Annotated in this window: 10 protein-coding genes; 4 read left to right on the top strand and 6 right to left on the bottom strand. The window is 61.3% G+C overall.

What is annotated here, in order from left to right; translation table 11 throughout:
- Nucleotides 1–20: 20 nt before the first annotated feature.
- Entirely contained in the window at nucleotides 21–836 is an 816-nt protein-coding gene (locus P0Y58_19110; protein ID WEK29005.1) for a sugar phosphate isomerase/epimerase, read from the top strand.
- Between the two features lie 94 nt (nucleotides 837–930).
- Here P0Y58_19110 and P0Y58_19105 read toward each other — a convergent pair.
- The 4 genes from P0Y58_19105 to mrdA form a co-directional block, all read right to left on the bottom strand.
- Nucleotides 931–2,285 (bottom strand): IS3 family transposase gene (locus P0Y58_19105; protein ID WEK29004.1). Its coding sequence is split into 2 segments (ribosomal slippage): nucleotides 931–1,793 and nucleotides 1,793–2,285, totalling 1,356 coding nucleotides; the frame shifts between segments, so codons are not numbered across the junction.
- A 210-nt stretch (nucleotides 2,286–2,495) separates the two neighbouring features.
- Nucleotides 2,496–3,821 carry an MFS transporter gene (locus tag P0Y58_19100; protein ID WEK29003.1) on the bottom strand — a complete coding sequence of 442 codons (1,326 nt, stop codon included), beginning with the start codon at nucleotides 3,819–3,821 and terminating at the stop codon, nucleotides 2,496–2,498.
- Nucleotides 3,822–4,077: 256 nt separating this feature from the next.
- Nucleotides 4,078–4,485 (bottom strand): DNA binding protein, encoded by a 408-nt coding sequence (locus P0Y58_19095; protein WEK29002.1) that lies wholly within the window; start codon nucleotides 4,483–4,485, stop codon nucleotides 4,078–4,080.
- 234 nt (nucleotides 4,486–4,719) lie between these two features.
- Nucleotides 4,720–6,615 (bottom strand): penicillin-binding protein 2, encoded by a 1,896-nt coding sequence (gene mrdA, locus P0Y58_19090; GenBank protein ID WEK29001.1) that lies wholly within the window; start codon nucleotides 6,613–6,615, stop codon nucleotides 4,720–4,722.
- A gap of 560 nt (nucleotides 6,616–7,175) precedes the next feature.
- Between mrdA and P0Y58_19085 the strand changes: the two genes are divergently transcribed.
- The 3 genes from P0Y58_19085 (at nucleotide 7,176) to P0Y58_19075 (ending at nucleotide 10,826) form a co-directional block, all read left to right on the top strand.
- Complete coding sequence (locus P0Y58_19085; protein ID WEK29000.1) at nucleotides 7,176–8,516, top strand: MFS transporter; 1,341 nt, start codon at nucleotides 7,176–7,178, stop codon at nucleotides 8,514–8,516.
- 85 nt (nucleotides 8,517–8,601) lie between these two features.
- A complete protein-coding gene (locus tag P0Y58_19080) occupies nucleotides 8,602–9,855 on the top strand; it encodes an OprD family porin (GenBank protein ID WEK28999.1) in 1,254 nt (417 codons plus the stop codon).
- Between the two features lie 257 nt (nucleotides 9,856–10,112).
- Nucleotides 10,113–10,826 (top strand): GntR family transcriptional regulator, encoded by a 714-nt coding sequence (locus P0Y58_19075; protein ID WEK28998.1) that lies wholly within the window; start codon nucleotides 10,113–10,115, stop codon nucleotides 10,824–10,826.
- 6 nt (nucleotides 10,827–10,832) lie between these two features.
- Here P0Y58_19075 and P0Y58_19070 read toward each other — a convergent pair whose 3' ends face one another.
- Nucleotides 10,833–11,783, bottom strand: coding sequence for a PDR/VanB family oxidoreductase (locus P0Y58_19070; GenBank protein ID WEK28997.1), 951 nt, complete (start codon nucleotides 11,781–11,783; stop codon nucleotides 10,833–10,835).
- 10 nt (nucleotides 11,784–11,793) lie between these two features.
- Nucleotides 11,794–12,861 carry an aromatic ring-hydroxylating dioxygenase subunit alpha gene (locus P0Y58_19065; protein WEK28996.1) on the bottom strand — a complete coding sequence of 356 codons (1,068 nt, stop codon included), beginning with the start codon at nucleotides 12,859–12,861 and terminating at the stop codon, nucleotides 11,794–11,796.
- Nucleotides 12,862–12,979 lie beyond the last annotated feature (118 nt).

Raw genomic sequence — 12,979 nt, 5'->3', positions numbered from 1 at the left:
CTGACCTTTGGTGACAAACAATGACTGACCGAATTTTCTCCCTCGCCGCCCTGACGGTGCTCGAGCTGTCCCCGCCGGACATGGTCGAGGCCGCTGCTCGCGCCGGTTACAGCCACGTTGGCCTGCGCCTGGTGCCGGCCACCGAACAGGAGCAACACTTCCCGCTGGTGGCCGACGCCGACCTGCGCCGGCAAACACAGGCGCGCCTGCGCGACACCGGTATCAAGGTGCTCGACCTGGAGATAGTGCGCCTGAAGCCGGAAACCTGCGTGGCCGATTTCGAGCCGATTCTGGCGGTGGGTGCCGAGCTAGGTGGCACAGAGCTGCTGGTGGCTGGCAACGACCCGGATGAGGCGCGTATGACCGAGCGCTTTGCCGCGTTGTGTGACCTGGCGGCGGGGTACGGCATTTATCCGCACCTGGAGTTCATGCCCTGGACCGATGTACCCGACCTGAGCCGGGCCATGCGGGTAGTGGCCAACGCCAACCGCAGCAATGGCTGCGTGCTGGTGGATGCTTTCCACTTCAACCGCTCCGGGTCTTCGTTGGACGATTTGGCACTACTGGCGCCGCAGCGCATGCGCTACGCCCAGCTGTGCGACGTCGCCGGCCCGGTACCGGCCGACATGGACGAAATCTTGCGCCAGGCGCGTAACGAGCGGCGCTTCCCGGGTGACGGCGATGCCGACCTGGTCAGCTTGTTGCGCGGCTTGTCGCCAACCGTGCCGCTGAGCCTGGAAATTCCTACACGGCAGTTGCTGGAGCAGGGCATCAGCGGCGAACAGCGCGCACGCATGGCGCTGGAAAAGGCCATGGCGGTGTTGGCCACTGTTTGATCGTACGGACATGGCGAATGGCACCGGCTGCGCCGGTGTTCGCGGCTAAAGCCGCTCCCACAGGTGTGGACTGCCCCCCAAAAGTTGGACAGTTCTATGCTGCCGCCTGGGTCCTGTACTCGACAGGGCTCAGGCCATTGAGCCTTAGCTTGATGCGGTCATGGTTGTAGTAGTGAATGTACTCATCCAGGCCCGCTTTCAATTCATCAATACTCTCGAAACGCTTGAGGTAGAAAAATTCTGACTTGAGCGTGCCGAAGAAGCTTTCCATAGCTGCATTGTCTAGGCAATTGCCTTTACGAGACATGCTCTGTTTCACCCCACGACTGCGCAGCTGGTGGCGATACTGACCCTGCTGGTACTGCCAGCCCTGGTCGGTGTGGAGCACCAGCTTCGGCTTTTCTCCCAAGGTTTTGAGTGCCTTGTCGAGCATGTTCCCAACCAGGCTGTACTGAGGGCGACTCGCCGTCTCGTAAGCGATGATTTCTCCGTTGTACAAATCCATCACAGGCGAAAGATAGAGCTTCTGTTCAGCCACTTTGAACTCAGTTACGTCACTCACCCATTTCTGATTAGGACGCTGGGCAACGAAATTTCGCTCCAGCAGATTCGGCGCTATCTTGCCAACAACACCTCGGTACGACTGATACTTCTTAGGTCGCACCAGTGACTGCAGACCCAGGGCAGCCATCAGCCTCTCGATGACCTTCTTGTTGACCAGTACCCCACCTTTTCTGATCACGAGTGCAACGCGTCGATAGCCGTAACGCCCTTTCTCTTTGCGATAGACCTGCTGAATCTGCTCTTTAAGCTCGGCATATTTGTCCGGCTTCTGCTGAGCTTGCACCTGATAGTAAAAGGTACTGCGAGCCAGCCCGACCAGACGCAGCAGGTCAGGCAAAGGGAATCTAGGCTTGAGCCTCGAAACGATCAGGACTTTTTCCCCGACATTCGTTCCTTTTCCTCTCGCAAAGCCTTGAGCTCCTTTAAGACAGCGTTCTCCATGCGCAGATATTCGAGCTCCGCCATCAGCTGGTCTCGGGGCTTTTGCGAATCGTCAGTATTTGTGGGTTTTGCTGGTTTGATCTTCTTCGGCACTTTGATCGGCTTTTTCTGGCGGTCGACAGGGGCTATAGGGTCACCACTGTAGTACTGCCGCTGCCAGCTGCCTATCTGCGATGATTGACCGAGGCCAAAATGTGCTGCGGTTTGCCGCATGGAAAGGCGATGTTCGTGCATGTAGCTCAGCACCTGTCGCTTGAAATCGTCGTCATAACGCCGCCCATGTGAGCGTGAAGAAAGGCTGGATTCGCTCTGATGGCTGGAAACCCACCGGCGGAGCAGGCTGAAATCAACATCGAAATGCTGGGCTACCTTTCGGAAGCCATTATTGCCATCCAGGTAGGCTGAGACGGCTGTGAGCTTGAACTGCTCTGTGTATTTGCCCATAGGTCCCCCAAGGGTTGGATTTTTTGTCCAACTTCTTGGGGGCAGTCCAGGTGATGCGCAGGCCCCGAGTCTGACGCGATATCTGTGGGAGCGGGTTCACCCGCGAACGCCGGCGCAGCCGGTGCCATGCGGTGCGTTGCCGCTCTTCAAGAAACACCAGTCGAAAAAAAGGGCCCGCAAGGGCCCCGTAGAGGTAAGTGGCTGGAGCCGTCAGGCGCTCTCGACCTTGCGTGGTGCCATGAAGTACATCCACACCAGCGCCAGGAAATACATGGCGGGGATCATCGTGAACAACACGGCATAGTTGTTGTTGGTGGCGGTCAGCACGCTACCGACGATCTGCGTCATGAACATCCCGCCAATCGCCGCGCACATGCTGCCGAAGCCGAACACCGTGCTGATCAGGTGCTTGGGCGTGTAGTCCATCACCAGGCTCCAGATATTCGCCGTCCACGCCTGATGCGCACCGACCGCCAGCGAGATGGCCGCCACTGCGACCCACAGGCCACTGGCGTTGGCGGCAAAGACCACGCTGACCATGGTGCAGGCAAAGATCAGCATCGACACCAGCCGCGCAGTGGTGGCCCGCACGCCACGGCCGATCAGCCAGGACGACAGGATGCCGCCGCCGATGCTGCCAAAGTCTGCCGTCAGCCAGATGATGATCAGCGGGATGCCCATCTGGGTCACGTTGATGCCCAGGCTGTATTGCTGGTTGAGAAACGGCGGCAGCCAGTACAGGTAGAACCAGAACACCGGCGCAGTGATCGCATAGGCCACCGCAAAAGCCCAGGTGCCACGCAGGCGCAGGATACGGCTGAACGGCACGCGGGTCGGCTCGGGCTCGTCATCCTGCTGGATGTACTGCACCTCGCTCTGGCGTACGCTGGGGTGGTCTTCAGGGTTGTAGTACTTCAACACCCACAGCACCACCCACACCAGGCCCAGGCTGCCCATGGCGATGAACGCGGCCTGCCAGCCCCACACGGCGAGGATCAGCGGCAGCAGGGCCGGCGTGACCATGGCGCCGACGTTGGTACCGGCGTTGAACAGGCCGGTAGCGATGGCCCGCTCGCCAGCCGGGAACCACAGCCGCACGGTCTTGACACAGGCCGGGTAGTTGGCGGCCTCGGTCAGGCCCAGGATGAAGCGGCAGACCATGAAACCGGCCGCCGAAGTGGCCAGGCCATGGGCGCCGGTTGCCAGGCTCCATAGCAGCACGGCGAAGAAGAAGGCGCGTTTGACACCAACCTTGTCGATCAACCGGCCCTGCAGCAGAAAGCCGATCGCATAGCCAACCTGGAACCAGAAGTTGATGTTGGCGTAGTCCATCGCCGTCCAGCTCATCTCCTTGGCCAGTACGGGCTGCATGATGCCCAGTGCGGCGCGGTCGATGTAGTTCAGGGTCGTGGCGAAGAACACCAGGGCGAGCATGCCCCAACGGGTCTTGCCGACGCCGAAGGCGCCGCGAAGCTTGTCGCCGATCGAACCCTGGTGCATCCGGGGCGCGGCGGGGGTGGTCTTGGTGTGGTTCATAAACTGCTCGTTTCTTGAAATTGTATTCAGCTGCGCTACTACGTGGCCGATTCCCAGGCAGGGGGCACGCAAGGCCGGTGCATGGTGAGCAGTGAAGGCGGCAGCGTCAATTCGAGAGACGGGCTATTGTTCGGTTACCGAACGGTAGCGTTGGCGTGTGGGCGCGGCAGGGATTCACGTCAACAAAGGGTAGAAGGCTTTAAGCCATGTTGCTTTAGAGGTACAGGTCAGCAAGGGAGGACAGGGTAGGGCTTGTCTACCGATCAGGTGTGTGCAGAGTCCATGCCGTTGCCCAGCTTTCGACTTCGGCGCTGCCGTACTGCTGAATCCACAACCGTACGGTTTTTTGCAGAGTGCTTTTGGCTTCTACTTCCTCCCCGGTATGAGGGTTTATATAGTATTTGCTTTGCCGGGCTTTGTAGCGTGTGGGCGGGGCGACAGGGGGCCATAGTTGATAGGTGTCGCCGTAGGTGGTCGTGTTTTCGCTTTCGATGAGAGCCAGTACATCCGACAGATTGAATTGGTATTCGGCGAGCAGGTTACGAAGTTTGCTTTCAAACTCGAATTCGCGGGCGAGGCGCGGGTCGATTTTTATAAAGGAAAGTTCACGCTTCTTGGCAGCAAGCAGTTGCTCGAGGGCACGGAATTCCGCAAGGCGGGACATGGCTTAATCTCCATCGGGTGATGGGATTAGTGTTAGGGGTTGTAGAGCGGGAATGCAAGCGGCGAAATAATTTGAAGAATTTTTTATTGGCTAGCCCTGATGGCTTTGTCGTTAATGAAGTTGTTTGGTTGCAGGCGCTTTGTGTAAGGATATTCCCACGCCTGAGAAGCTGATAGTTCAATAAAGCTAATTGGGTTTGTCGTGCCGCGCTTGCTCGCTATTTGCGCTGCGATCTTAAATGTGTGGCACGCTCCGGGCATTTGCGCCGCTCGCATATTCAGGTTTCAGGTGCCCTTGCTCATCCAGCAGGTACGCATCCATCACCTCGCGTACAACCGGCCCCGCCACACGGCCCCCGGCCTCGCCGTTCTCGATCATCACCGCCACCACTACGCTCGGGTGGTCGGCCGGGGCAAAGCCGACAAACAGGGCGTTGTCGCGGTGGCGTTCCAGTGTCTTGTTGCGGTTGTAACGCTCACCCTGTTTGATTGCCACCACCTGCGCGGTACCGCTCTTGCCGGCAATCCGGTACTGCGCACCCGCCGCCGCTGCGCGGGCGATGCCGCGCGGGTCGTGCATGACCATCTGCATGCCCTGGCTGACCTGGTCCCACGCATGTTTGTCGTGCAGCACAATGTCGTGCATCGGGTTTGGATCGACGGGTGTATCGCCGCCCACGGTCATCGCCAGGTGCGGGCGGTGCCATACGCCCTTGCTCGCCAGCAGGCTGGTGGCCTGGGCCAGCTGCAGCGGGGTGACCTGCATGTAACCCTGGCCAATACCCAGGATCAGTGTTTCACCCGGGAACCAGGCCTGGCGCCGGGTGGCGCGTTTCCACGCGGCCGAGGGCATCAGCCCGGAGGCTTCCTCGAACATGTCCAGCGACACCTTCTGGCCCAGGCCGAACTCGGCCATGTAATCATGCAGGCGGTCGATGCCCAGCTTGTGCGCCAGGTCGTAGAAGTAGGTGTCGTTGGACCGCATGATGGCCGTGTACATGTCCACCCAGCCGTCGCCGCTGCGGTTCCAGTTGCGGTACTTGTGGTCGTAGTTGGGCAGCTCGTAATAGCCCGGGTCGAACACCCGGCTGCCCGGTGTGATCACGCCACTGTCGAGGCCAGCGATGGCCACCTCCGGCTTCACCGTCGAGCCTGGGGCATACAGGCCGCGCAGCACGCGGTTGAACAGCGGGCGGTCGATGGAGTCGCGCAATTCGGCGTACTGTTTGAAGCTGATGCCCTTGACGAACAGGTTGGGGTCGAAGCTTGGGTTGCTGACCATGGCCAGCACGTCGCCATTGGCCGGGTCCAGTACCACCACCGAGCCACGGCGGTCGCCCAGCGCTTTTTCTGCAGCCACCTGCAAGTGGGCGTCCAGGGTCAGGACGATGTCCTGGCCTGGGGTCGGGGCCTTGTGGTTGAGCACGCGCATCACCCGGCCCTGGGCGTTGGTCTCGACCTCTTCGTAGCCGACATGGCCGTGCAGCTGGCTCTCGTAGAAGTGTTCGATACCGGTCTTGCCGATTGACTGGGTGCCACGGTATTCGGTGCTGTCGAGGACCTTGGCCTCTTTCTCGTTGATGCGCCCCACGTAGCCCACCGAGTGGGCGAAATGCTCGGCCAAGGGGTATTCGCGGATGAACTGCGGCTCCACTTCCAGGCCCGGCAGGCGGAACTGGTTCACCGCCACCAGGGCGATCTGCTCTTCGCTCAGGCCCACCATCAGGGTCACCGGCTCGAACGGCTTGCGGCCGCGGCGCAGGTCCTTGTCGAACTGTTTGCGGTCATCTTCGGCCAGGCCCAGCACCTGGGTCAGGGTGTCGAGCACCTTGGCCGAGTCACCGCCGGCCCGCTCGCGGGTCATGGTCAGGTCGAAGCTGGGTTTGTTGTCGGCCAGCACCACGCCGTTACGGTCGTAGATCAGCCCGCGTTCGGGGGCGATGGGCAACACGTGCACGCGGTTGTTTTCCGACACGGCAGTCTGCTGGTCATGCTGCAGCACCTGCAGTACATACAGCCGCCCCACCAGCACGGCGACCAGGCTGAACACCAGAATCGCGCAGGCCATAAGCCGGCGATTGACCAGGGTCTTTTCCTTTTCGTGGTCCTTGAGGGGGATGGGTTGTGGCATCGGTAGCTCTTTTCAGCAGGTATCGCGGTGGCTGTGCGGGCGCGCGATCGGGCCGGGGATGCTACGCAACACCCCTCGAAGCCTCAAGGCGAGTGCCAGCCGGTGGTAGGTAGGCATCGGCTGCGTGCCCCGTGATCAGGGCGCTGGCGGACAACATGAAGATTTGTTCATGGCCGAGCTTTTCGAAGGGGGTGGAGGGGCGGTTGCAGGGTTTTTATGGATCCACAACGAATCTTGTTCGTTAATCGCACAAATATTAATATTCCGATTAAATCAGTAACATATTGATAAGTATGAATAAATGTAATTTGTTCATGAGCTTTCTCCTTTAGTGACGCCAAAGGCAGACGTGCAGATGATTTGTGCTGATTGTGTATGGATCCATTATCTGGTTGATTAGCGCCTGACATCGGCCGGAGCCCTCCGGCCGTATGCGACAACAATTACAAAAAGGGTCCAGTCATGAATGGCTTTCCAGGGGTATGGAACCGTCCGGGTTCCTTGCGCTTTGCCTGCGTGTGCGCATCTGCTCTCCCACCTGTGAACCGGCAGGTGGCCTTATGAACCCCGATCTCAAGCAACGCCTGGACAACGACCCTATGGGCCGCTTCCAGTGCCTGGCCATTGGCATATGCATCGTGCTCAACATGATCGACGGCTTCGATGTGCTAGTGATGGCCTTCACCGCTGCCTCGGTGTCTGCCGAGTGGGGCCTGAACGGCGCGCAAGTAGGGCTGCTGCTAAGCGCCGGCCTGTTCGGCATGGCGGCAGGGTCGTTGTTCATCGCGCCTTGGGCCGACCGTTTTGGCCGGCGTCCGCTGATTCTGTTGTGCCTGGCGCTGTCCGGTATCGGCATGCTGCTTTCGGCATTGAGCCAGAGTCCGCTGCAACTGGCGCTGCTGCGTGGCCTTACCGGCCTGGGTATCGGCGGTATTCTGGCCAGCAGCAATGTGATCGCCAGCGAATACGCCAGCAAACGCTGGCGCGGCCTGGCGGTTAGCCTGCAGTCCACCGGTTACGCCCTGGGCGCTACATTGGGTGGTTTGCTGGCGGTGTGGTTACTGGGGCAGTGGGGCTGGCGCTCGGTGTTCCTGTTCGGCGGCGTCGTCACGGTGCTGGTGATTCCGCTGGTGGTGCTGTGGCTGCCAGAGTCACTGGACTTTCTGCTGGCACGCCGGCCGGCCAATGCCCTGGCCCGGGTCAACCGCCTGGCCGCGTGCCTGGGTCAGCCGGCACTGGCGCAACTGCCAGCGCCCACGGCGAGGGAGCAAGGCGCCCCTCGCGGCTTTCGGCAACTGCTGGCGCCTGCCATGCGTCGCACCACGCTGGTGATCTGGCTGCTGTTCTTCCTGGTCATGTTCGGCTTCTATTTCGTCATGAGCTGGACGCCGAAATTGCTGGTCGCCGCCGGCCTGTCGGCACAGCAGGGCATCACCGGCGGCGTGCTGTTGAGTGTCGGCGGCATCCTCGGCGCGGCGTTGATTGGTGGCCTGGCTTCGCGCTGGCCACTCACCCGCGTGCTGGCCCTGTTCATGCTCATCACGGCGGCGCTGCTGGTGCTGTTCGTGGTCAATGGCGCGTCGGTCACTGCTGCCTTGGCGCTGGGGCTGCTGATCGGGCTGTTCTCCAACGGCTGCGTGGCCGGGCTGTACGCCTTGTCGCCGGCGGTCTATGACGCCTCGGTGCGCGCTACCGGTGTGGGCTGGGGCATTGGCATCGGCCGCATGGGCGCCATCCTCTCGCCGACCGTGGCCGGCGTGTTGCTCGATGGCGGCTGGCAACCGCTGCACCTGTACGGGGTGTTCGCCAGCGTGTTCGTGCTAGCCGCGGGCTGCCTGCTGTTGCTGCGCCCAGCGGCCAGGCCTGCGACTGCTTCGTCTAGTGATGCACTGAGCCACTAAACCGTTTACCGAGTGCCGTCTCACCCTAAGCCCATGCCGGTTTGGGGGGGACGGCTGCGCCTTTGAAAAGTGGAGAACAATAATAATGATGCACACAACCTGCACCCTGGCCCGTTCGGCCCTGGCAGTTTCGCTGGCGCTGGGCCTGGGTTTGCCGGCCTGGGCCGAGGAAGGGGGGTTCTTTGAAGATGCCAAGGCCGGGCTGACACTGCGCAACTACTACTTCAACCGCGATTTTCGCGACCCCGGGGCGGCCAAGAGCAAGGTCGAAGAATGGGCTCAGGGCTTTATCTTCAAGTTCAGTTCTGGCTACACCCCGGGCCTGATCGGTGTTGGCCTGGACGGCATCGCCATGTTCGGCGTGAAGCTGGACAGTGGCCGTGGTACCAGCGGCTCCGAATTGCTACCGGTGCATGACGACGGGCGCGCGGCCGATGACTATGGCCGGGCAGGGCTGGCTGCGAAGTTGCGCATATCCGCCACCGAGCTGAAGGTGGGTGAGCTGCTGCCGGACATTCCATTACTGCGTTACGACGATGGCCGCCTGTTGCCGCAAACCTTCCGTGGCGCGATGCTGGACTCGCGGGAGATCGAAGGCCTGAGCCTGCAGGCTGGCCAGTATCGCGAGGTAAGCCTGCGCAACTCGTCCGACATGCAGGACCTTTCTGCGTGGGCCGCGCCGGGGGTGACTTCAGACGGGTTCAACTATGCCGGCGCCGAGTATCGCTTCAACCAGCAGCGCACACTGGTCGGCGCCTGGCATTCGCAACTGGAGGACATCTACCAGCAAAGCTACTTCAACCTGCTGCACAGCCAGCGGGTAGGGGAGTGGACGCTGGCGGCCAACCTGGGCTACTTCATCGACCGGGATGATGGCCAGGCGCGCATCGGCGACATTCAAAGCCGCACCGGCTACGCCCTGCTGTCGGCCGCGCACAGTGGCCACACCTTGTACCTGGGGTTGCAGAAAGTCAGTGGCGACAGCCAGTGGATGTCGGTGTACGGCAGTAGCGGCCGGACCTTGGGCAACGACATGTTCAACGGTAACTTCAGCAATGCTGACGAGCGCTCGTGGCAGGTGCGTTACGACTACAACTTTGCCGCGTTGGGTGTGCCGGGCTTGCTGGCCATGGTGCGTTACGGGCACGGCGAAAATGCCAGTACGGCGGCAGGCAGCAATGGCAAAGAGTGGGAACGCGATACCGAGGTGAACTACACCTTCCAGAGCGGGGCGTTGAAAAACCTCAACATCCGCCTGAACAACGCGACCAACCGGCGCAGCTTCAACAGCGACTTCGACCAGACCCGCCTGATTGTCAGCTATCCGTTGTCGTTGTAGGCAGCAGTATGCCGGGTGTGCGTGGACCTTGAGGGGCAAACTGTCTTGCTCAAAATCTGAAAGCTTGCACAATCTCTGTGGGAGCGGGCGCGCCCGCGAACACCGGCAAAGCCGGTGCCATGCACCGCGTCGCCATCTTCGCGGGCATGCCCGCTCCCACAGGTACTGCGTCCGCCTTGCCTTACAATCCGAACAAGCCAGCATCACGCCACCGGCTTGCGCTAAGATGCCCGCTCAAGTCCCTGGAAGTAGCCTGGATGAGCAAACCCGGTCAAATGGTGCTGGTCGCGTTGCGCAAGATGATCGCCTCGGGCGAGCTGGCGGCCGGCGAGCGCCTGATGGAAGTCCCCACCGCCGAACTGTTCGGCGTCTCACGCATGCCGGTGCGCATGGCGTTTCGCACCCTTGAGCAGGAAGGCCTGCTGGTTCGCTTTGGCGGCCGGGGGTTTCAGGTGCGCTCGGTCAGCGCCGATGACATCGCTGGCGCGGTCGAGGTGCGCGGCGTACTGGAGGGGCTGGCCGCTCGCCAGGCCGCAGAGCGTGGCTTGTCAGCGCAAGCACGTGCGGCGCTGCAACAGTGCCTGGTCGATGGCGACCAGCTGTTCGAGAAGGGTTTCGTGACCGAAGAAGACCTGCAGGCCTACCATGACCTGAACATGCGTTTTCACCAGGTGATCATTGAAGCCAGCCACAACCCGGCGATCGCCGATGCCCTGGCGCGCAACGACCACCTGCCGTTTGCCTCGGTCACCGCGCTGGCTGTGGACCGCCACGACCTGCCCCGCGAATACCGGCGCTTCAACTTCGCCCACATGCAGCACCACGCCGTGTTCGATGCCTTGACCAACCGCCAGGGTGCCCGCGCCGAAGCGATCATGCGCGAGCACGCCAATGCCACCCTGCGTTATGCCGAGACCTTTGGCGGTGCAACGGCGGACGCGGGCATGAAGGTCATTCTGCCCTCGTCGTAAACCGGTTCAGATATCCAGCACCAGCAACGGGGTTTTCGAGCGCGAGCAGCACGGCGTGAACTGGTCGTTCAGGGCCTGCTCCTCCTCGGTGAGGAACATGTCGCGATGGTCTGGCGTGCCCTGCAGCACACGGGTCAGGCAAGTGCCGCAAATACCCTGCTCGCACGACATGGCGATCTCGATGCCATTCTGTTCCAGCACCTGTACCACGGTCTGGTCAGCTGGCACCTCGAATACCTGCCCCGTGCTGCCCACCTGCACAGAGAAACTACCATCGTTGCTGGCATCCACCGGCGCAGCGGCAAAGTACTCGCGGTGCAGGTTGGCCTCCTGCCAGCCAAGCCCTTTGGCGCTGTCCAGTACATGCTGCATGAACCCACCTGGCCCGCACACATAAAGGTGCATATCGTCCTGCGGGTTGCCGAGCACCTGGGCAATGTTCAAGGCAGTTTCCGGTTGCTCGTCAAAATGTACGATCAGGCGATCGGCGAACGGCGCGTTGCGAATGCGCTCGACAAAGGCCGCGCGCTCACTGGAGCGGGCGCAGTAGTGCAGCTCGAAGTCATGGCCGTTGTGGTACAAATGCTCGGCCATGCACAGGATCGGCGTAATGCCGATACCACCGGCAAACAGCACACTGCGCCGCGCGCCCTCCGCCAGCGGGAACAGGTTGCGCGGCACACTGATACGCAGCCGTGCGCCGGCCTGCACCTGCTCATGCAGGCTGCGTGAGCCGCCCCGCGAAGCCGGGTCGTTGAGCACGCCTATCAAATAGCGATGGCGTTCTTCGGGGTGGTTGCACAGCGAGTACTGACGCACCAGCCCGTCGGGCAGGTGCACATCGATATGCGCGCCAGCAGTGAAGGCCGGTAGCAGGCTGCCATCCGCCGCCGCCAGCTCGAAGCTGCAGATACCCTGCGCTTCATCGTTACGGGACACCACTACGGCATCGATCATGTCGGCTTCCTCAGGCGGGGGTGGCGCTGGTGGCGATCAGTTGCGGCTGTGGCGCACGCTCTTTGGCGATGATCCGCTCCAACACCTTGCGCGACTGCACACCGCCGGCATCGATGTTCAGCTTCAGCAGGTTGCGCTCGGGGTTGGCCAGCAGGTTCTGTTGTTGGCGCTCAAGCATCTCCAGGTCTTCGCTGAAAATCTTGCCCTGGCCCTCACGAATGCTTTCGGTCAACGGCTGATCGTGCGCGGCGAAGTTGCGCGCCATGCCCCAGAAGTACCAGATCGAGGTATCGCTCTCTGGGGTGATGAAGTCGACAACGATGCTCGACGCCTTGTGCTGCGGTTCAGCGTGGTAGCCACCCTTGCCGGCGTGCGCCACCCCGACTTCGATCAGCACATGGCTGGGCGGGGTGAAACGGCAGATCTGCCAGCGGTCCACCGGTACATCGTCGGCCAGGCCATTGCCACGCAAGGCCATGCGCCAGAAGGGCGGGGCCATGATGTTTTCCATGTGTCGCGAGGTGACCACTTCGTCGCCGGTGACGGTGGTGACCGGTGGGGCTTCGTCGATTTCCTTCTGGCCGATGCTGGAGGCGTGCACGTAGGTTTCGTGGGTAAGGTCCATGAGGTTGTCGATCATCAGGCGGTAGTCGCAATCAATGTGGAACAGCCCGCCGCCGTAGGCCCACTCATCATTCACCGCCCACTCAAGGTGCGGGATCAGCGCGGGATCGGCCTGCGCCTGGTCGCCGGGCCAGACCCAGATGAAGCCATAGCGCTCCACCGCAGCGAAAGTCTTGTTGCAGGGGAAGCCGCGCACCCGCTGGCCCGGCATCGACACGGTCTTGCCGTCGCAGCCCATTACCAGGCCGTGGTAGCCGCACACCAGGTTGCCGTCCTCGACATAGCCCAATGACAACGGTGCGCCGCGGTGCGGACAGAAGTCCTCGACGGCGGCCACTTTGTTCTCCTGAGCGCGGTAGAACACGATCTTTTCCCCGCAGATCTGCCGGCCCAGGGGCTTGGTGGCGATTTCATCGGGGGTGCAGGCGACGTACCAGGTGTTTTTCGGGTGCATGGGGAGGCTCTCCGGGTTTTGTTTTTATTTAATGGATCCATTAGAGCTACCCCTAGTGAAGAAGGTCAATCCGTATTTGTTGAATATGATGCTTTTTGTGCGGTTATCGGATTATTTA

Origin of the sequence: Candidatus Pseudomonas phytovorans, assembly GCA_029202525.1 — a bacterium.
In the GTDB taxonomy this organism is placed as follows: domain Bacteria; phylum Pseudomonadota; class Gammaproteobacteria; order Pseudomonadales; family Pseudomonadaceae; genus Aquipseudomonas; species Aquipseudomonas phytovorans.
Note: the sequence above shows the minus strand (reverse complement) of the source record. Positions and strands in the feature narration are given on the sequence as shown.